This is a genomic window from Psychrobacter sp. (assembly GCF_049295055.1).
GTDB lineage: Bacteria > Pseudomonadota > Gammaproteobacteria > Pseudomonadales > Moraxellaceae > Psychrobacter.
The window spans coordinates 15,211-36,468 of record NZ_JBAQQF010000085.1 but is presented as its reverse complement, the minus strand read 5'-3'; the positions used below and the strand labels follow the sequence as shown (position 1 = coordinate 36,468).

Here is a 21,258-nt window from a genome sequence, read left to right as displayed (position 1 = left end):
AGAAACGAGAAGCAAATTCAAGTCAAAAAAATAGCCAGTGCTTCACATAATCACTGGCTATTTTTATACTTTATGCCTGTAGCATGTGGTCAAAGCACAGTTGCTTAAACCTTAAGCTTATCACCGACCATGCCTTTTATTGTACTTAGAATGTCAGCGGGTAATACCACCATTTTTGCGTTATCAGACTCAGCCAACTGACGAATCGCTTTGATATACTGCTCGCCTAATAAGTAAACAATTGGCATCTCTTCCGTGCCCATCGCAGCAGTAATCAGACGAATAGATTCCTCTGACCCTTTCGCTAGTACTACTTGCGCTTCAGCATCGCGACGAGAGGCTTCTAAGCGACCATCGGCCTCTAGGATAGCCGCTTGCTTTTGACCATCAGCACGGGTTACTGTCGCACGACGTAGACGCTCTGCTGCTGCCTGCTCTTCCATTGACGCTTGCATCGTCTGCGACGGGTTAATATCTTGAATCTCTACTGTCTTTAACGTGATACCCCAATCAGCAATATCTTCTGAGATCGCATGCTTAAGCTTCATTTTGATCTCATCACGGCTAGACAATGCACTATCAAGATCCATCTCACCGATGATTGAACGCAAAGACGTCTGCACCAGATTACGAATACCATATTCATAATCTTCAATACCATAGACCGCTTTATCAGGACGCACAATACTAATATAGGCGACGGCGTTAGCGATAATAACCACGTTATCACGGGTGATCACTTCTTGTGATGGAATATCAAGCACGATGTCTTTGGTCGTCACTTTATAAGCAACATCATCAACATAAGGAATAATAAGGTTTAATCCTGGCTCTAGTGTTTGGCTGTATTTACCTAATCGCTGCACCACCCACTTATAACCTTGCGGGACAATTCTAACGCCTTTAAACACCGTAAATACGACCAGTGCGACTAAGACTATCATTACAATACTAAAGCTTTCCATAACGCATCCCTATTATTATATTTGCCTGTTTTTATTAATCGCTGCCTGCGATGTCATACTGCTTACGATTAGCTCGTTACCAACGATATCTGTCACCACGACTCGATCCCCGACTGCTACTTGCTCTCCCCTAGTACGGCACACCCATTCAGCTGCACCAACAATCGGCACACTAAATCTTACCGTACCTGCCCTATCTGGCTGCGGCTGCACAATAATCATACCGGTTTCACCAACGATGACGCTACCACCCAGTCCTGCTGCGGTACGATCAACAGATAAAGGTTTGATAAACTTAAACCATGCTAGCAAAAATATAGCAGAGAGCACCAACCAGATGATAACTTGAACGGAGATAGAAATAGGCAATAACCATGAAAGCGCAGCAACTATAATAGCAGCAGCGCCAAACCAAAGGCTTGCAAAGGTTGGAACAAACATCTCGACAATCAGCAGCAAAAAGCCCAATACTAACCAATGCCAAGGTTCAATCATCCAGAGTGTCTCTATCATTGCGCCATTCCCTATTTTTGCTATTCTAACTTTCAATGTAGCACATTTTCTTAACTGAAAACGCTCTAAAAACAATACCTTGAAAAACATACTTTAAAAGCACTATTATGAAAACTATTTCTTAGAATTAGCCATGCGTCTTTACTCTCAGCTTAATAGGAATACGAACGCGATATCTATTGTAAAAGATGTAAAGCAAAAAAAACGACCACATTAAGTGATCGTTTTTTTGCATATTACAGCAGTAAATTTAGAATTTCACATGAGCGCCTAGTGTAATACCATTAGCATCTAGGTTTTCACCGTCATCAAAGTCTATAGTTGGGTAGAAGTTATACATAACTTCTGCAGAAACCATAGGATTGAATTTATAACCTAGACCTAAACCGCCAGCGACACCTGTATCAGAAACGCTAAAGCTCTCACTGTTGCTAGCAATATCTTTGTCGGTGACGTCTACGTTTACTTCATTTTTTGCAAAGCCTAAACGACCTTTAGCATATAACGCAGTATTTGGGAATGCATAGTCGTATGTCGCATAGAGACCTAAAACATCAGCACTGTATTCTGACTTTTCTTCAGCATCTTCGTATGCATCAGTATCACTAGTAGTCAAATATTCAGCCTCAACACCAAACTCTGGCGTGAATTTATAACCACCATAAACACCATATGACACAGCATCATCTTCTACATCATCAGGACTATACTGACCTACTTTTGCACCAACATACGGCTGTCCTGCATAGTTAACTGCCGCTTGAGCGCTAACACTCAACAATGAACCAACTGAGAGTGCGATCAAAGCTTTTTGTAAAGTATTCATATAACTTCCTATTAAATAAAACTAAAATACAATCTGAATGAATATAAAAGAGTATATAAGTTAGCTGAACTATTGTCGAATTCAAGATTCTAACAGAACACTATTCTCAATGCACTCTTTTTTAATGACCCTTACATTGTTTTTTATTGCACAAAAAAACGACCGCCGAAGCGATCGTTTTTTATTTGGATATTACTTGCTAATAACTTATTACTGATAGCTTAGAATTTGAGCTGTGCACCAACAGTCATAAGATCTGCATCACTACCTAACTTGTCATACTCAGCTTCGACACTGAAGTTAGGGTTCACTGAATAACCAAGACCTACACCACCAGCAAGACTAGTATCATCTTTAGACAAGCTACGGGCTGGAATAGTACTAGAGCCTTCGATTTCAGTTTTAGCTACGCCCAATTTACCTTTAGCATATAAGCCAGTATTTGGGAACTGATAACGGTAGGTACCATATGCGCCATATGTTTTAGCGTCAATATCGCCATTGTAATAGTCAGCATCGTCTGAACCGACATACTCAGCTTCAATACCAAAGTTAGGATCAAAGTTATAACCACCGTATACGCCGTAAGCAGTTGGCTTATCAGCACCATCTACATCTAAGTCAAATTGACCTACTTTAGCACCAACATACGGTTGGCCAGTATAACCGTTACCATAAGAAACGGCTGCTTGTGCACCCATGCTTAGTAAAGAACCAGCTGCTAATGCAATTAGAGTTTTTTGTAGAGTTTTCATGTGTAGCTCCTTAAAATCAATTTGGACAAACAAGTTATGTATTTATGTCGGCCTTTTAGCCATATCGCCTTGTTTGCTAACGATGTATACATAGTAACAAACCATGTCAAAAACTCTGTCAGTGTTTAATGGTAAGAAAGTTAAGTTTTGCAAGTATTTATCAGTGCTCGGGTTACAAAGGCAGGTATATGAAATCTTTTGTTACAACGACTCAATTTGAGTAATAATCAGTACTCATTAAATAAAAATTATTATGAAAAATAAAAAAACGCACCCCGAAAGGTGCGTTTTTTTTAAGCTAACTACTGATGAATAGTATTATTTTTTATCTTCATCTACTTCAGTGAACTCAGCATCGACTACATCGTCGTCAGCTTGGTTACTTTCGCCTGCATTATCCGCACCTTGTTGGAACTGGTTTGGATCCATGCCTTCGCTACCTGCGCCTGCATCAGCATAAATCTTCTGGCTAACTGGCAAGAAGGCATTGTCTAATGCTTCAAGCTTAGCTTTAATCTCTTCATGGTCATCTTCTTTCGCAGCCGCTTCAAGCTCAGAGATAGCCGTTTCTACCGATGATTTCTCATCTTCAGTCACTTTATCTTCTGCATCTTTTAGCGCTTTTTGTACGGCATGGATACGACCATCTGCTTCGTTACGCACTTGCGCTAGATTGGCGAATTTCTCGTCTTCAGCAGCATTGGCTTCAGCATCCTGAATCATTTGTTCAACTTCTTCATCTGACAAACCAGAATCTGCTTTGATTTGGATACTTTGTGCTTTACCAGTACCTTTATCAGTCGCTGAGATATTCATGATACCGTCAGCGTTGATGTCAAAGCTTACTTCGATTTGTGGCAGACCACGTGGTGCAGGTGGAATGTCCGTTAAATCAAAACGACCAAGCTGTTTATTTTGGTTAGCGATTTTACGCTCGCCTTGATAAACCTGAATACTAACTGCTGGCTGGTTGTCTTCAGCCGTTGAGAATACCTGTGATTTCTTAGTCGGAATCATGGTATTTTTCTCAATGATTGGCGTTAAGATACCACCCATTGTTTCGATACCAAGCGTCAATGGCGTTACATCAAGTAGCAATACGTCAGTTTTTTCACCAGACAATACCGCACCTTGAATCGCTGCACCTGCTGCTACTGCTTCATCAGGGTTCACGTCTTTACGTGGCTCTTGACCGAAGAATTCTTGAACTTTTTGCTGTACCAATGGCATACGAGTCTGACCACCAACTAAGATGACATCATCGATATCGCCAATTTTTAAACCGGCATCTTCAAGGGCAATCTTACAAGGACCCATGGTACGTTGTACTAATTCTTCAGTTAAGCTCTCAAGTTTTGAGCGGCTGATAGTAACGACCAAATGCTTAGGACCCGTGCTGTCAGCAGTGATGTATGGCAAGTTTACTTCAGTGCTTTGGGCACTTGATAGCTCAATTTTCGCTTTTTCTGCTGCTTCTTTTAGACGCTGCATTGCAAGAGAGTCACCTTTTAGGTTAACGTCTTGGTCTTTTTTAAATTCGCTTACTAAGAAATCAATTAGTGCTGAGTCAAAGTCTTCGCCGCCAAGGAAAGTATCACCGTTGGTCGCTAGTACTTCAAACTGCTGCTCGCCATCGACGTCAGCGATTTCGATGATTGATACGTCAAAAGTACCCCCACCTAAGTCATAAACAGCAACCGTACTATCACCTTTCTTTTTGTCCATACCGTAAGCAAGAGCCGCAGCAGTTGGTTCGTTGATGATACGTTTTACATCAAGACCAGCAATTTTACCCGCATCTTTCGTTGCTTGACGCTGTGAGTCATTAAAGTAAGCAGGCACAGTTACAACTGCTTCAGTAACTGCTTCACCAAGATAGTCTTCGGCTGTTTTTTTCATTTTTTTCAAGATTTCAGCAGAAACTTGTGGTGGCGCTAGTTTTTTACCGTTAATTTCTACCCATGCATCACCGTTATCCGCTTTGGCGATTTTGTAAGGCACCATGCCGATATCTTTTTGCACGACTTTGTCATCAAAACGGCGACCAATCAAACGTTTAATGGCAAATAACGTGTTATTTGGATTGGTTACCGCTTGACGCTTGGCTGACTGACCGACCAAAATCTCATCATCTTTATAAGCAACAATTGAAGGCGTTGTACGTGTACCTTCAGCATTTTCGATGATTTTAACTTTATCGCCTTCCATTACTGCGACACATGAGTTGGTTGTACCTAGATCAATACCAATTACTTTACCCATAATTCATTGCTCCAATTTATTCTAAGTTAATTTATATAATTTACTGTTTCATAGTGGTTGCTAGCGGTACTCATTAAACCGTACCAAACCAGACTTACCAGACCATAACTGGTCACTTGTTGCTTTATATCGGTTTACGCTGTCGATTTTTCAAGTCAATAACGAAGCAAATAATACCTTTTGTGTGATTTTTTGTGAAAAGCCTTACTAATAATAAGGTTTAGCACAATTAAACACTGATGTTTCATTACTTATACCGTGGTGTTTGATAGCTTGTTGAGCATTATCTTGTTAAATACTACTATTGACCAACACGTACCATCGCTGGACGTAATAGACGACCATTCAAGCTATAGCCTTTTTGTAAGACCGTACCAACCATATCCGATTCTGCTTCTGGGTCGATACCGACGGCTTCATGAAAGTCAGCGTTAAATTTCTCGCCTTGTGGATCGACCATTTCTACGCCATTTTTATTAAGCACATCAAGCAATGCTTTGTGCGTCAGTCTAACTCCTTCAGTCACTGGATCGTCTGCATGAGCACTTTCAATGGCACGCTCTAAGTTATCCACTACTTCTAACAACTCTTTGGCAAATTTCTGTAGCGCAAAACGCTTACTTTTATCCGCTTCTTGCTCAATACGTTTTTGCGCATTGTAAGTTTCAGCATTGGCACGGGCGGTATGCTCTTTTGCTTGCTTGACCTCACCTTCTAGCTCAGCAATACGGGCTTTAAAGGTATCAAGATTAATATCATTTTCAATAATACTCTCGTCACCTGAGTTATTTTGTGGGTCAAATTCTTTCAAGGTTTCTTCTAAGATACTTTCTTCGTGTGCAACATTGTCATGTGAAACATTGTCGTGTGAGATATTTTGGTCAGTCGATTCGTGGTTAGTATTTTGCTCGCTCATGATAGCTCCTTAATATTGACATAATAGTGATGGACTTTAGAATACGTAAAATTGGCTAATCGCTAGTCATAATGTGTTTATTAATAACTTATAGTCTTATATTACTTAGTTAACGCTTATCACTCATTGTTTTTATAGATATCTTTCAATAGCTGATTGATAAAGGTTACCAGGCCAAATTTCAAGCCTAATTCGATGAATTTTTCTTAATACTGGCAAATGCTAGGTAAATAGATATAGATACTCGTTAAAGAATCCAAGGGATACCATGCACAGTATATGTATGTATTTATCATTCATAGAATACCAATACGCTAACAAAAGGTACAAAAAACCGTCATTTATTTTAAATCATTTACTATTTACACCCAAACCATTACCAAAGAGTACGCAACTTAATTTTTGATTGTCTTATTATTACTATAAATATGAGTGATCAAACAAAAGTGAACGCTGACCTATAGCATAACCAAAAATAGTAATGCTATGACAGTGGATACTAGTAATGATTTATAAGAGGTGTTATGTCTAATTCAACGGTATTGTCAGTCAACACCTTACTTAATAAAGCGGTGAAGACACTGAACCTAACGTCTTTAGGTCAAGAAAAGAGCGCTCAAAAAGTAAGCTCTAATCAACAAGTAGATAGCAGTGAGCTTAAGATAATCGAAATAGAAAGCATTGAGTTACAAGTTAGCAGCGATGATAAATATGTATCTGTAAAAGATAAAATGCTAAATCATCACTTGATGACAAGCTATCAGCCGCATCTGTTGCATTATGCAATGAAAGGCATAGGCTGCTTGCCAACACCCATATTAGAAAGCTTAGTAGGTCATCTGAATGGTCCTAACTCTAAGCAATACTTGCACGTCGATGCCCATTTACGCTTAATTCTTGCGATAAATAGCAAGCTTAAAATGCCTCTGCAGCTTTCTGAAATGACAGAGTTGCGTAAACGATTTGCCACAGATGCGGTGGCTATGCAAGCACCAAGCGTGTGGCAGCAAGCCAGTGATAACATTTTTAGCAGCATAAAACAGTTTGCTAAAAAAGGGGAAAGTTCTATCAGCTGGCAAGACAAAACGATTGCCAATGCTGATGATGGCGATATGACGCTTCGTTGCTATCAAAAACGAACCAATAATATTGGCTTTGGCTTTAAAAAAGAAAAGATTTACAATCCTGATAAAACGGTTTTGTTGTTCTTCCATGGTGGTGGGTTTTGTATCGGTGATGTCAATACGCATCATGAGTTTTGCCATGCGGTGTGTGAGCAAACTGGTTGGCCAGTCGTCAGTGTTGACTATCGCTTAGCACCTGAGCATCCTGCCCCAACTGCGCTAAGAGATTGTATTGCTGCTTATGCGTGGTTGGCTGAGCATTGTCAGTCGTTTGGCTCGTTGCCATCACGTATCGTACTAGCCGGTGATAGTGCAGGTGGCGGGCTATCGACTATGATGGCGCAACAAATCATCACACCGAGCAAAGATGCTTGGTTAGATTTGGGTACTGACGGTCAAAAAACCTTTGATATGTTGCAGCGCTTACCACCTCCAATGGCGCAAATGCCTTTGTATCCGGTGACTGATGTTGAGAACGACTATCCGAGCTGGGAATTATACGGTGAGGGTTTATTATTAGACCATGCCGACGTTGCAGTTTTTGACGCTGCTTGTTTGGAGAATAGCCCACTACCTCGCCAGCATATCCTTACCTCACCCATGCTAGGTGACAATCGACAAATCTGTCCTACTTATGTCGTTGCCGCAGAATTAGACGTATTGCGCGACGAAGCGTTTGCCTATGCTAACCAATTAAAAGACTATGGGGTAGTTGTGCAGACCTATACGGTAGTTGGTGCACCGCACGGATTTATTCATTTTATGAGCGTTCATGAAGCGCTTGAGCAAGAGACTAAGCATATCATTAACGGTTTTGCGAGGTTTGTCCGCGAAGTGATAAGGACACAAGCTTTGTTAGCTGCGTAATAGGTGTGTTTTTTAATAATGTTAGTTATCAATTAAAAATAGTTGATACAGTCAGTTCAATGTAAAAACCATACAGCGAGGCTGGGATGAATTTTTCATAGCCTTTGTCGGCGTAGGCACAGCAAGCTAGAAAAAAACATTCCCGTCTCGCATGATAAAATCGCGTATCTATTTTATTTGGTATCAACTGTAGCCAATTTCATAATTACGTTAGATAATCTTAAAATTAAATAGTTTGATTTCTTATTGATTACCAATGCCCGTTAGAGTAATTAACCAAACCTCAGAACGTGACCCTAAGCGAAACGGTATGCCCCAAAAGCCATAGCCTGACGAAACAACAAAGTGTCCATTACCAATCACTTCATGACCATAACCCAAACGGTTGATGGCGCTTACGATAAAGTTAGCGGGAAATATCTGACCATTATGAGTATGTCCTGAGACTTGTAAATCAATCGGTAATTGACTGTGCTCGATAATATCACTAGGACGATGGTCTAAGAGTATGACAGGCTCTGATATATTGACTTGTGCAAGCAGCTCAGTCGTTGCGACACGTTGATGTTTATGATTGTCAAAACGCCCTATCAGCCAAATAGGCTCTCCTTTATGCGTCAGACTTGTTACCTCATCATTTAGTAATTGCACTCCGGCTGCACGTAAAGAATCACTAATCGGCTGCTCATGACCATATAAATCGTGATTACCTAAGGTTGCATAGATACCATATGGCAAACTGCTCACAAGTTTTGCTAAATTATCTGCCATATGATAATCGTTAAATGCCTGTGTATTGTCATCCATGATATCGCCTGGCATCAATAAGATATCTGCTTGATGTTTGCTAAGCATAGTATGCAACCGCTCTATAGCCTGATTACCGAACAAGCGACCTAAATGTAAATCACTGGCTACCGCGATACGTAGTGGATGAGTCAGCGGTTTACTAATCTGAATAGACAGCTCACGCACAACTGGCATATAAGCACTATATAAGGCGTAAACGAATAACCCTATAAAGAATACCAGTGCAAAAATGCGTAATCCAATAGCAACCATTTCTGAATGGTCAATCGTACTACTAAATATTATGTTATCAAACAACGCGCTTAAAACCCAATAGCCTCCATATAACAGACTGGTAGATAAAGCAGTCAGCATCATAAAGTGCATGATTAACATCCAGCCACTGATCCAGCGGTAACTATTAGCAAATAGTTTGCTGACGCTTAGCAGTAATAAAAGATTGGTGATGATAAACACTACCACCCATACTGCAGTAGTTGCAGATGCTGATTGCGACGTTAGCCAAGGCTGTAGCCACCACTGTAAACTGAGCGCAGCGCCGACACTAAAAAGCTGTAACAGTGCAATAATAGTAATGATAAAGGCATAACGCATAAGCCAATCCTTGAGCACTCTTGTTTTAAAGCGCTGTGGTGTTAACGAAGTTTAGATTAATGTAGGAAAACAAAAGGCTGTTTAGCAACGAATAAAAAGCGTCTACTACGCTTATATAGTAGTAGACGCTTTTAGTATACGTCTTACGTTATTTATCTAAAATAACTTATAGTGCAGACTGCAACGTAATCATCCATATCTCAGAACGTGTACCTAACCTGAACGGCACTGCTCCCATACCATAACCTGACGTTACCAAAAACTGGGTGTCATACATCTGTTTATAACCATAAACTAACGGCGTGAACCATTTTAATAACACCGTTAAAGGGAATATCTGACCACCATGCGTATGCCCTGATAGATGCAAATCAACGGGTAAACCTTGTATTTCTTCTAAAGCGTCAGGACTATGTTCCAAAAACACTACTGGTTTATTACTCTCAACCCTAGTTAGTAAATCTGCCGCTGCTGGGCGTGCAGGATCTGTCACATCTGAACGTCCAACCAACAAGACTGCATCGTCCAACCAGACACTTTTATTATCAATAACTTGTATACCTGCACGCTCAACCGCTTTAGCAATAGCGACCTCATTACCAGAATAATCGTGATTGCCCAAGGTTGCATAGACACCAAGCGGCGCTCTTAATTTTGATAAATGCTCATGCATATTGGTTTTTTCATAAGCATCAGTGGAATCATTCATGACATCACCGGCGATGACCACTACATCAGGACTTTGCGCATCTATTAGCTCCACCATTTTATCTATCTGCCGATTACCAAACCACCTCCCTAGATGCGTATCAGAAACCAAGGCTATTTCCATCGGTTTATCTAGCACTTTATCTGTCGTTACCGTCAGACGATTTACGACTGGCGAATAAGCATTAAATACTGCTAAACCTACGATACTAGTATAAACAACAATGGCAAACGCACGTATAGTTACTGGTCGTGGTTTTTGTCTAAAAAACTGAGCATAAACCACTGCAATCACAGCCGTTATTAAGCCCGCATAAAACATAAAGCCTTGTAATATACTAACGACCAGATAAACATGAAAGCGCTCGCGCCAAAACTCACTCAGTCCGTAGATAAGAAAGAGATTATTAATAAGAAAAACACTAAATACCAAAAGGATTTTACCAAGGCTCTGTTTTGGTTTAATTAGCCAATAGAATATAATACTGCTCATAATCGCAAGCAGTTGAGTGATGAGGATAAAAAGCCACATAATAAAATTTAATTAGATAAAGATAAGGCTATCTTACGTTAAAGAATGCTTACTTTTGGCACTTAGAATATATTTCATCAATACTTCATGTTTTTTACATAAACCTTTATGAGGTTAGCTTGCTTGCCATAGAACCATATTAACGTTGATCTGGTGCTATTTTACAGACGCCATTGGCACAAGCTTGTATCACTACTTTGCCATAAATAAATTTTATAGCCCAAGTCGGAATTCTATAGCGATTACGCGCCACATAGGGATAAGCAAAGTCACCAAGCTGTTTTATAATAGGTAAAGTCAGTAACGACGCCCATGGTACGCCGCCGGTCTTATATAATAACCGAACCGCATTCATATGCGTATGCCAAGCACCATCACCATCCTCTATACACAAATATGTCATGGCATCGGCACGGCTAAATCCTGCTGCCTCTAACTTATCCATGCCTTCATCTACTGATATTAATCGAATACCTGTAGGATTACGCAGTTGCATATGATGGGCTTCAGTACTGCAGAGCACGCAAGCGTCGTCATAATACATGGTAATAGCTGAGTGATCTTGATCTGACTGAGGGTTTAATTGGATTTGAATAGTCATATTAAAACTCCTAGTTTAGTGGTGCTAAGTTAGCTCACAGCTAGCTGCTGATTTTTTGTCAACAAACACGTGATATCCAAGTGGCGAATATTCCAAAAGCTGGGTGAAGTACCCATTGTCTGCGATAGATTCTTCTTCAAGTAGGGTCAAGCTATCCTGACTTATCATAAGCAGAACAGCAGCTTTCGCTATTCCTTTGGGTACGGGTAATACAGTTAATCGACCTTTATGGTGGATATCTTCGCGAAGCATAGCGATATATTGCGCCACGCTACAGACTGCGCCACCAGTAAAATTAATGATGGACTGAACAGGAATTGGCATTTTGGTTGCTAAATTGACTAATCCTTGTGCTACATCATTTACGTGCACGGGTTGGATACGGTAATTGCCAGCGTTCGGCATAAACAAGACAGGCAATCTTGCAAGCTTAATAAACATCTCACAGCTAGCGCCACCACGCCCAAATACTAATGAAGGCCGTCCTATCATTACCCGAAACTCATCATCTGCCAATTGTAGTAAAGCTGAATCCCCTCTTCCTTTACTACCGACAAACGCCACTTTATGATTAGCATCTGCACCCAAGGCAGATAAATTTATCCAGCATTTCACGCCCATTCGCTTTGCAAGGATAGCAATTTTCTTTGGGGTGTCATGATGAACTTTTTCTAACAATGCTGCATTTTGACTCATCACTCCCACCATATTAATGACCACATCCACCCCTTGTAATAGCTGGGTTATGCTGTCCCAATCAGGACAAACAAAATCAACCTGCTGGTGGTTCGGCGTTCGTAGGTGATAGTCTGTCTCATTTAATTTATGCTGTACATGCTGTCCGATAAATCCTGAACTGCCTAGCAACAAATATGTTTTAGTTTGAGCGGTCATGTTAGGTTCTCCATAATATCTTGATATGCTGCGTAATATAGCTTCAGTATTCATGTTTACATAGGTTTGAGCACCATTAAGAAGAATATGATAAGAACTGCAGTAAAAGCAGGGTAACCTAGCATCTCCCAGCGACGTGCTAGATTCCAATACCTATCCGGTAGTTCTGACGAGCCATTTTTGAAAGCGACTGCTGCTATGTCTCGCATCTTTAATTGCAAGATGACAACAGGAAGCCAGCAAACCCCGGCAAAAACGAACAGTCCAATAGATAGCCAAATCCAACTAGCGTCCAATGGCATCTGGATTTGCTTTGCAAGCCACCATCCTGATAAAGGCTGGAAAATTACCGCTGGCGTAGTAAACCACCAGTCCGCCTTGCAAGCCCATCTACTGACCACCGCCTGAGCAGGAATACTATCGCTGCGATTGGTCACAAATAGATAAAAAGCTGTCCCTAATCCCGTCCCCATAATAAGTGTGGCTGAGAGAATATGCAGATTTTTTATAATGAGATAGAGATCCATATCCACTTCCTTAGTAGTTTTTAGTTTATTCTGTCAAAACTGAAACTATCTGATAAAATAGTGATGACGATAAAGATAAAATAACAACGCGATAATAGGAATATTTTTGATCAATGGGGCAAACGGATGAAACCAATTCTCAGGCAATCCTATCGCTACAATAATGCTATAGCCAACCACTACACACAGTTGCATAAGCCAAACCCAAGCCAGCTGACGATAGCGACTCAATACCAGCAAACCAAAAATGATATCTAAAACGGCAGAAAATATAAACAGTGTCATGCGATACGGTTTATCAATACCTAGCTGCGCTAACATCTCAAGTGACGTAGATTGAGCAAACAGCACAGGGACAATTCCGCTGTATAGCCATAAGATCGCGACACTAAGGTATAAATAATAAGGTAAGCGTAATGGCCGATCAGACTGAACGGTTAGAATACTGTCTTCTGCCCAGCAGATTGCAGACTTTGATTTCAATATCATATCAAACTGTCCTAGCTTTAATGAGTTATATTTATTTAATTTCTGTTATAACTGAAATATACAATTAAATACTTACTGATATTTGAGTCAATTACTGTACGCTAAAAAATTATTAACGAGACTTCAATCAACCTTTAAACTACTACTGTCTAATTACCGTACTCCTTCTTAAATACTTTTAAAAGACAAATTTACTTTATTTCTGTTAATACTGAAATTATATACTAAGTTTTATTTGAATAAATTATTTTGAGCTTGCACTTTTGGTAATATTATTTTGCCTAAGATCATACTGCTTAGTCCACCTAACAGTCCCATCCCCCCTGTGATTGATAATAGATATTGGTTAAAGTTATTGGTTATTCGCCAGTCAAATACATATTGACTGACAATTGTAGCTAGTAAACCATAAACACTACTGACTAAAAATCCCATCAGGAACACTTTACAATAGTCCTCAATACTTTTAATAGTAGTCTTATTATTTGCTATCCAAACGCCGGTAATGATAGAAGGTATCAAGCCAAGTACTGCCCCAAATATTATAGACATAATAATGATAAATATAAGTACTTCAATATTTTGAGTATCAAATATAAAAAATACCCCTGCTATTGCACCACCTATCGCACCGCCCATTAAACTGTATCCCCACCCAACTAAATTCGTTGGATATGAAGACTCACTTGCTTCATTCTCCAGATTTTTCATGGCTGTGCTCACCATTAAGTTTAATTATATAAGAGTGTTTCAAAAACATCGGCTATGTTTCACATGAAACAGTCGCTACCTCATTTTTCGTTATTAACTAATTACTTTTGTTCCGCTAACGCCTGCTTTAGCGTTGGCTGCTTAAACTCATAACCTGCATTCAATAAAGCTTGCGGTAATACCTTTTGTCCATCGATCAGTAGCGTCGACATCTCACCAAACATTAGCTTCAGTAAAAATTCTGGTAAGGTGAAAAAGGTAGGACGATGTAGCCACACGCCGACGTTTTTGGTAAAAGTATGATTGGTCACTGGATTGGGAGACGTCAGGTTATATACTACCGCTGGCGTATCATTTGCTGTCTTTAGCGTATTATTGTTTGTGATAGCTTTAGCAGCCTGCTCAGTATTATTAGCAAGATGCTTTTCGATAATGAATATCGCCGCCCCTACCCAGTCATCACGGCTAACCCAGCTCATAATTTGTTTACCGTCACCTAGTTGCCCACCGACACCCATTTTAAATGGTGTCAAAAGCTTGCTGAGCATACCGCCTTCTGGATGGATAACAACACCCGTCCGCACGATAGCCACAGGTACACCAGACTCAGTAGCTTTAAGCGCCAACTGCTCCCATCCGTCACATAGTTTATGGGCAAAATCTATCTCAAAGCCACTGCTTTCAGTCAGTGGTTTATCGCCTTGGGTACCGTACCATCCAATCGCTGAGCCACTGACCAGCAGTTTAGGTTTAATACTACTGCGGGCAATAAACGCCAGTAATGATTCGGTAGGTTTCATACGGCTGGCAAGCAATTGCTCTTTACGAGCGTCACTCCAACGCGCATCAGCAATCCCTGCACCTGCTAAATTTAAAATCACATTAAAGCTTTTATCAGAAGCTGCAAGCTCATCATAGGTCATCATATTGATGTGAGTAGGATGCTGTTGCGTCTTATCCCGAGTCAGCCAAGTAATATGTAGCTCTCTATCCATCTGCTGATAACGCTTCAGAATCTCGTTACTAAATGCACTCCCTAAAAATCCTGAGCCACCACTGATTAAAATATTCATGTCCTACTCCCTATATGTATGAGTTATCCTGCTTATTTCTTATTGTTCAGTAAAACTTAACCCTTTATAACCATCGTCTTCTTTTTTGACACTTATATCAAAATGACTTTTACATACTTTTGGTAAAGCAATGCAGCTGGCAATAGCAGAATTGATTGCACCAAACAGTCCGGCGATAACCATAAAAGCCAATAGCACGCCAACTTCTATCAAGGAGTTGATGCCTAAATATAGGATAATTGCGCCCATATAGCATGCTGATGTCATAAAACTAACTAAGAGTGTAGTACGTATACTTTTATGATCACCGCGCCATATATTTTTAGCGGCGATAATAACACCCGTTAATAAGGCGGGTATGAAACCAAGCAGGCCTACGTATAAAAGTGGCTGATAACCAATTTGAGCAAAATCGGCTTGTCTGAAGATAAACAATAAACATAGCTCTGCAATCAGTCCACCAACCACGCTACCAATGCCTGCGAAAAGAATAACCACTTGTAAATAAGGGTAAGCACCCAAGTCATCATTAGTTTTCATCATACTTATCCTATTAATTCTAGTCGTTAATTCAGTATAAATAGGGCATTGGTAGCAATGATGAATTTGCTATGAAGAACTAGTGGATAAAAGGTCGTTAATACAACTTCTTTGTTAATATTTACCTAAATTTTACGCAAAACGCTTACGAATAGGACAGTCATTTTCATCATTATTATTTTGATAATTGTCTTTTAGTTTATTCCATCGACTATCTATGAAGCTGATAATCGTATCTTTACTTGGCAGTACATGTTGTTTGGTCAGGTGTGGTACTGCCGTATCTAAACGTTTAGCTAGTTCAGGTAAATGGTTGGATGGCACGGCAGGAAAGAGGTGATGCTCTACGTGATAGAGTAGATTGAAAGTCAGCAAGTTAACTAACGGATTACGCTCAGTGCGAGCGATCGTCTCATCACAATCATGATGCACGCCCCAAACAGCAATGATACCGACACTGGCATTGGCCAACATCATCGTTATTATGTGATAAATCAACACTTGCGCTAACATTGCAATGGTAACGTTAGCAAACGAAGTCAATACGATAGTAATGATGACAACCGAAGCAATTAGTCCAAATTCTAGCCAAGCGATACGTTGATTGTGATAGCTACTTAGCCGTATTCCTTGGCGATAAATATCAAGTCGATAGGTTACACCGCCTAACATCGCTCGCCACCACGATATTTTTGCCAGACTGCCTTCGATGTCACTATTGCCCAATGGATTGCGATGATGTTCCATATGAGTGGCTCGAATGCTATGCAAGCTGGTCATTAATAGCACACTAAGTAATATCAGTATGCCGGTAGTCATACGTTTACCCGTACCTAAGCTATGATGATAACCGTCGTGAGCTTGGCGGAAGGCAGCAGCAAAAAATAGATAAGACGCGCCGCACGCCATCACATACAACGACTGACTAACAAACCACCATGACAGCAGTAAAAATGGATAAGGTAAAATGATATTATAAGCAATTTGACTGCGAGTTAACTGGCGTAAGTCTTGCCACTTTACTGAGCCAATAGCATTTTTAATCGCTATATGCTTGTTATTATGTGCGTTATTTGCTTTCATTTTACACATCCATTTTTTGCGGTTAGCAATAAAACGCGGCTAGCGCTTATATCCATTACATAAATTTCTGTCTAAACAGAAATAATTACCTAAATTTTTTATTTTAAATACACTATCTTATCTTGAACACTTAAGTATTTTAACACTCAGCTATCGAAGAACTTTTTTAATACTAGCGCCCAATTTTAAGACTTTTTTAAGGATACTTGTGGGTAGCTTAAGCATCTCAGATGACCATGTGGTCAGCGTACTAACAAATTCTTGAGTGTCACGGATACGGGCTTTGACTTCGCTATTTTCATGTTCAAATTCAGGGCTGTCCATCAACTGCTGTAAGAATTGCACTGTTGGCTCAAGTTCACGTTTTTGCCGCTCAACTACAATGATACGAGCCAACTCCCATACATCGGTATTGGTCGTAAAATGATCACGGCGATCGCCCAATATAGAAACCTTTTGTACCAGTCCCCAGTGCTGCAACTCTTTAATACTGTTTGAGACGTTAGAGCGAGCAACTCCAAGCGTGTCGGTAATTTCTTCAGCGTTTAGGGGTTTACCAATAATAAATAATAGCGCATGAATCTGTGACATGGTGCGATTAACACCCCACTGCGAGCCCATTTCGCCCCAATGTAAGATAAATTTTTCGGTCACAGGATTTAGTTTCATAATAGTTATTCACTTAATATTTCATGCAAATTGGCTAATGTCTTAACCTATCTTGCACCATTCTTTTATTTCTGTCAATAATGAAATAAGAAACAACGCATTCTTCTTGAATTAACACTTATCTCTAACGAACGATCAGACCTGTCATCGCATCACGGATTTGACTGGGTAAGGTATATCCTAATGTCTCAGCCTGCAAGTAGCTGATTTGCTCGTCAAAATAAGCATACGCATCCGTAAAGCTCATAGCAGGCGGTTGCCCTGATGGATTACAGCTCGTGGAAACCAATAGCCCAAATGGATTATGAACACTGACCAGCTGTTGGCAGAGCTGACGGATAATAGGGTGAGCAATAACTCTCACAGCTACTGTCTGGTATTGCCCTGTGATCCAAGGAGGTATCACTGTGGTCAGTGTTTGCGGAATGGGTAATAACCATGTATGAGCTTGCTTATATTGTAGGTCTATATGCTCGCTATCTATCTGCCAGCTTTTGATAATGGTATTACGTTGCGCCTGATCTAAAGAGACTAATAAAGGCGTTAAACGCTTAGCACTGTCAGTGATGACGATCATACCTTTGGCTTGCGGTCGCTGCTTGATATCTAAAATGCGCTGAACTGCTGCTTCGTCATAAGCATCACAACCTATCCCCCAAACGCTTTCGGTTGGATAAGCAAGCAGCTGCCCTTCTTTAAGCCACTTGGCCGCTTGAAGGATAGAATCAGTAATAAGAGGTGCAGATTGGCTCATAGCTTGAAGGTTCAAGGTGATAGAAAAGTAGGCGCTAAGCATAACACAATGGAATAACTGACTAGAATAGTGATATTTAGAAATTAATAGAATGCTATGGACATAACGCTTTTAGAGAGATAATAGTATATGAACATATAATCGATTCGATTTAAAAAGACATAGAGCTACTGTGATAAATTTTTTGAAGCCTCTGGAGTGACGAAGTTAAACGGCAAGCGAGTAAAATTCATACTATTGGTAGGTTATTATAACTGTACTTATTTTGAACCGATCATAGTACTAAACACGTAGATAACGCCCGCCCTGCACACTAATAACACCCAGTAATTCAAGCTCCATTAGCTGTCCAATCAGCTGCGATGGCGCAAGCTTAGTGGTCACAATAAGCGCATCTAAATCCTGCCCATGCCAATCAAGCTGCTCATAAACGAGCGTTAAATGCTCAGGGACGACGATAGCGCTGGGAGTGGATTTGATATTAGAGGCTATCGGCTGACCCGTCGCTATACCAAAGCTTCGGTCTACATCTATAGAATTGGCAGGTTGGCTGCTATGCGATTGGTTGTTATTCGATAGATATTTATCAGATTTGGATGAGGGTGTTGTTGCACGTGAATCATGGTTATAGCCTAACTGACTATTAACATCCTCAAGTACTTGCTGAGGATGATAAATCAAGGTTGCGCCTTCACGTATTAGATGATGACAACCTTCAGCATTGCTATTGTCAATATGGCTAGGAATAGCAAAGACTTGCTTGCCTTGCTCAGAGGTAAGCCTAGCAGTAATCAGCGAGCCACTTTGAATCGTAGCTTCTGTCACAATAGTCGCGAGGCTCAATCCAGCAACCAAACGGTTGCGCCGTGGAAAGGTATGTTTATGCGGCTGGGTATGCGGTAACAGCTCGCTGATAATACAGCCACCTTTCTCAATAATTTGGCTAAATAATTTATCATGATGATTGGGATAATTGACGTCGATACCGGTGCCCATGACGCCGATAGTACGACCTTGATATTCAGGATCTAGCTGCGCTAAAGCACCGAGATGCGCACGTTTATCCACACCCATAGCCAAACCACTAGTGATGATATAACCGGCCTGCGCTAAATACTGCGCGATATCAAAGGTGATTTTTTGTGCATGGGCGGTGGGTTTTCGGCTACCGACAATAGCGATTTGTGCTTGACGCAAACGCGACTTATCACCACGATAAAATAATAGTGGTGGTGGGTCATAGATTGTTAGCAATTGGGTAGGATAATCAGACTGGTCAGAAAATAGCAGACCATATCGTCCTTCTATTAACGCCTGTTGAATGACATCGATACTGGCAAGTGTTTGCTCTGGCTGCTCATGACGCGTCAGATGAGTATGATGAATACCCAACTGCCGCCATGCTTCTACTTTGGCTTGCCAAGCAAGCTCAGCATTGCCAAAAGAAGTAACCAGCTTATGATAAGCAGATAATGACGCATTTACCTCAGACCACAGCGCCAGTACTGCGCGCTGATCGTCTGATAAAGAAAGGGAGGCTGCCGTCATAATCACTTAGCTCGTATGGGCGGACTTAGAGTTACTTTCAAAAACAAGCTTTATACATGCTTATAGATAAGGAGGTGGCAGGAGCTGATCGCCCACGCTGAGAGGTAGCTCAGACTCAAGCACATAAGCATAGCTGATATTATCAAAGGTATTGAATACCATCACCATACCAGTAGGCTCACTCGGCAAGCGTACAGGCGTATCATTGTCTTTGATATCACGTATGACTGCTCCTTTTTGATAAACAGTCAACACATCGCCAGGTTTGGCACCGTGCGTGCTACCTAGGTTAATAGCAACCACACTACCTTTGGCAGCTGAACTAATAGAATCCATGACACGGACAATCATACCACCACGATTGACAGTTGCTGGCGTAGGATAAAACACTGGTGGAATAGAATTATTGAGCTCAACAAAAACGCGATCACCTTCACGAACCTCTTTGCCATAACTATCAATAAGCTGCAAACTGGTGACGCCATTGGTCGTTGTAGAAGTAACTAAGCCCGTTGCCACCTGCGTAACTTCTAAACCGATGACTTTTTGCGTCTTAGGCTCAACATACATCTCGCCTTCACGGTAGATACCATAACGCTGCCCTACGAGCAGTGGCACGCCTTTGGCATAGACTTTATCACCACTTGCGGTAATTAAGTTACCTTTTTTAGAGGCGAGTATATATGGCGTGGTATTAAAATCTGCTGGATTAACAATGAGTGTCTTATCGAGCCAATGCTGGATAGCAGACCATGGAATGGGCGGGATGCTATTAGCCGTCGATGTGACTGATACCGAGGTAGCAACTGACGTACCGGTTAATTGTTTTTCAATACCAGCACAACCTTCGCCAGTATCCACACCAATCAATGTCTTACCTTGAATCACACATAGAATCAAAATATCGTCAGGATAAATAAGATTAGGATTTTTGATCTGCTTATTGGTAGCCCAAATCTCTTTCCAGCGCCATGGACTGTCTAAATAGCGTCCTGAGATATCCCATAAAGTATCGCCTTTTTTGACAATATAGCGATTGGGTGCATCAGCCTTTATGGTTGGCGGTGGATTATTAGCGTGGGCAGTGCTCATCAGCATTGCACCACTAAAAGTCGTAACCAATAGCGCTTTTACGATATTTTTTAAGCTCATCTTCATTGTTATATCCACAATATGTAAAGCTGTTAGCGCCATAATCACTGGTACTTAAGCCTGTTAATACTTTGTATTTATTTAAAAAATAATAATAAAAATCAAGCGTGTTACAGACCTAAAGCACCGTTATCATAACGTCTATAGAGCAGCTATTTAGTGTCATTGACTGATGTGATTGACGGGTATGATTGCTAAAAAAGCGTCTAGAACAATGATGACTCGCCGACGCTGTTTCTAATATTACAATTATATCTACCATAACACAATCATAAACACTTTATTACAATAGCGTAACCTTAAATTGAACATTAATCTTAAGAAATCATGCGGATATACAAAGCT

21 protein-coding genes are annotated in these 21,258 nt (G+C 40.6%); 1 reads left to right on the top strand and 20 read right to left on the bottom strand.

Annotation, left to right across the window (positions count from 1 at the left end; genetic code table 11):
* Nucleotides 1–104: 104 nt before the first annotated feature.
* The 6 genes from WAZ74_RS13015 to grpE all read right to left on the bottom strand — a co-directional run bounded on the left by WAZ74_RS13015 (nucleotide 105) and on the right by grpE (nucleotide 6,237).
* The gene (locus WAZ74_RS13015; RefSeq protein WP_422308731.1) at nucleotides 105–965 is read right to left on the bottom strand and encodes an SPFH domain-containing protein; all 861 of its coding nucleotides are present in this window, start codon (nucleotides 963–965) and stop codon (nucleotides 105–107) included.
* Between the two features lie 15 nt (nucleotides 966–980).
* Nucleotides 981–1,478 (bottom strand): NfeD family protein, encoded by a 498-nt coding sequence (locus WAZ74_RS13010; protein WP_422308730.1) that lies wholly within the window; start codon nucleotides 1,476–1,478, stop codon nucleotides 981–983.
* 250 nt (nucleotides 1,479–1,728) lie between these two features.
* On the bottom strand, nucleotides 1,729–2,304 hold the full coding sequence (locus WAZ74_RS13005) for a porin family protein (RefSeq protein ID WP_422308729.1): 576 nt from the start codon (nucleotides 2,302–2,304) through the stop codon (nucleotides 1,729–1,731).
* 221 nt (nucleotides 2,305–2,525) lie between these two features.
* Complete coding sequence (locus WAZ74_RS13000; protein WP_422308728.1) at nucleotides 2,526–3,059, bottom strand: porin family protein; 534 nt, start codon at nucleotides 3,057–3,059, stop codon at nucleotides 2,526–2,528.
* 318 nt (nucleotides 3,060–3,377) lie between these two features.
* Nucleotides 3,378–5,321 carry a molecular chaperone DnaK gene (gene dnaK, locus WAZ74_RS12995; RefSeq protein WP_422308727.1) on the bottom strand — a complete coding sequence of 648 codons (1,944 nt, stop codon included), beginning with the start codon at nucleotides 5,319–5,321 and terminating at the stop codon, nucleotides 3,378–3,380.
* Between the two features lie 301 nt (nucleotides 5,322–5,622).
* Nucleotides 5,623–6,237, bottom strand: coding sequence for a nucleotide exchange factor GrpE (gene grpE, locus WAZ74_RS12990; RefSeq protein ID WP_422308726.1), 615 nt, complete (start codon nucleotides 6,235–6,237; stop codon nucleotides 5,623–5,625).
* 524 nt (nucleotides 6,238–6,761) lie between these two features.
* Between grpE and WAZ74_RS12985 the strand changes: the two genes are divergently transcribed.
* A complete protein-coding gene (locus WAZ74_RS12985; RefSeq protein ID WP_422308725.1) occupies nucleotides 6,762–8,228 on the top strand; it encodes an alpha/beta hydrolase in 1,467 nt (488 codons plus the stop codon).
* A 243-nt stretch (nucleotides 8,229–8,471) separates the two neighbouring features.
* Here WAZ74_RS12985 and WAZ74_RS12980 read toward each other — a convergent pair whose 3' ends face one another.
* The 14 genes from WAZ74_RS12980 to WAZ74_RS12915 all read right to left on the bottom strand — a co-directional run bounded on the left by WAZ74_RS12980 (nucleotide 8,472) and on the right by WAZ74_RS12915 (nucleotide 20,919).
* Complete coding sequence (locus WAZ74_RS12980) at nucleotides 8,472–9,632, bottom strand: metallophosphoesterase (RefSeq protein ID WP_422308724.1); 1,161 nt, start codon at nucleotides 9,630–9,632, stop codon at nucleotides 8,472–8,474.
* A 166-nt stretch (nucleotides 9,633–9,798) separates the two neighbouring features.
* Nucleotides 9,799–10,833 (bottom strand): metallophosphoesterase, encoded by a 1,035-nt coding sequence (locus WAZ74_RS12975; protein ID WP_422308723.1) that lies wholly within the window; start codon nucleotides 10,831–10,833, stop codon nucleotides 9,799–9,801.
* 178 nt (nucleotides 10,834–11,011) lie between these two features.
* Nucleotides 11,012–11,473, bottom strand: a complete 462-nt coding sequence (locus WAZ74_RS12970) for a thiol-disulfide oxidoreductase DCC family protein (protein WP_422308722.1) — start codon at nucleotides 11,471–11,473, stop codon at nucleotides 11,012–11,014.
* Between the two features lie 24 nt (nucleotides 11,474–11,497).
* Nucleotides 11,498–12,367, bottom strand: coding sequence for an NAD-dependent epimerase/dehydratase family protein (locus WAZ74_RS12965; RefSeq protein WP_422308721.1), 870 nt, complete (start codon nucleotides 12,365–12,367; stop codon nucleotides 11,498–11,500).
* Between the two features lie 56 nt (nucleotides 12,368–12,423).
* On the bottom strand, nucleotides 12,424–12,894 hold the full coding sequence (locus WAZ74_RS12960) for a DUF2269 family protein (RefSeq protein ID WP_422308720.1): 471 nt from the start codon (nucleotides 12,892–12,894) through the stop codon (nucleotides 12,424–12,426).
* A 45-nt stretch (nucleotides 12,895–12,939) separates the two neighbouring features.
* Entirely contained in the window at nucleotides 12,940–13,383 is a 444-nt protein-coding gene (locus WAZ74_RS12955; protein WP_422308719.1) for a DoxX-like family protein, read from the bottom strand.
* Between the two features lie 231 nt (nucleotides 13,384–13,614).
* The gene (locus WAZ74_RS12950; RefSeq protein WP_422308718.1) at nucleotides 13,615–14,094 is read right to left on the bottom strand and encodes a hypothetical protein; all 480 of its coding nucleotides are present in this window, start codon (nucleotides 14,092–14,094) and stop codon (nucleotides 13,615–13,617) included.
* Nucleotides 14,095–14,195: 101 nt separating this feature from the next.
* The gene (locus tag WAZ74_RS12945) at nucleotides 14,196–15,167 is read right to left on the bottom strand and encodes an epimerase (RefSeq protein WP_422308717.1); all 972 of its coding nucleotides are present in this window, start codon (nucleotides 15,165–15,167) and stop codon (nucleotides 14,196–14,198) included.
* A gap of 39 nt (nucleotides 15,168–15,206) precedes the next feature.
* Nucleotides 15,207–15,710, bottom strand: a complete 504-nt coding sequence (locus tag WAZ74_RS12940) for a hypothetical protein (RefSeq protein ID WP_422308716.1) — start codon at nucleotides 15,708–15,710, stop codon at nucleotides 15,207–15,209.
* Nucleotides 15,711–15,839: 129 nt separating this feature from the next.
* Nucleotides 15,840–16,790 (bottom strand): fatty acid desaturase family protein, encoded by a 951-nt coding sequence (locus WAZ74_RS12935; protein ID WP_422308715.1) that lies wholly within the window; start codon nucleotides 16,788–16,790, stop codon nucleotides 15,840–15,842.
* 150 nt (nucleotides 16,791–16,940) lie between these two features.
* Nucleotides 16,941–17,459, bottom strand: coding sequence for a GbsR/MarR family transcriptional regulator (locus tag WAZ74_RS12930; protein ID WP_422308714.1), 519 nt, complete (start codon nucleotides 17,457–17,459; stop codon nucleotides 16,941–16,943).
* A 124-nt stretch (nucleotides 17,460–17,583) separates the two neighbouring features.
* Nucleotides 17,584–18,213, bottom strand: coding sequence for an L-threonylcarbamoyladenylate synthase (locus tag WAZ74_RS12925; RefSeq protein WP_422308713.1), 630 nt, complete (start codon nucleotides 18,211–18,213; stop codon nucleotides 17,584–17,586).
* Nucleotides 18,214–18,495: 282 nt separating this feature from the next.
* Nucleotides 18,496–19,761, bottom strand: a complete 1,266-nt coding sequence (gene dprA / locus WAZ74_RS12920) for a DNA-processing protein DprA (RefSeq protein WP_422308712.1) — start codon at nucleotides 19,759–19,761, stop codon at nucleotides 18,496–18,498.
* 60 nt (nucleotides 19,762–19,821) lie between these two features.
* Nucleotides 19,822–20,919 (bottom strand): LysM peptidoglycan-binding domain-containing protein, encoded by a 1,098-nt coding sequence (locus WAZ74_RS12915; protein ID WP_422308711.1) that lies wholly within the window; start codon nucleotides 20,917–20,919, stop codon nucleotides 19,822–19,824.
* Between the last annotated feature and the right edge of the window lie 339 nt (nucleotides 20,920–21,258).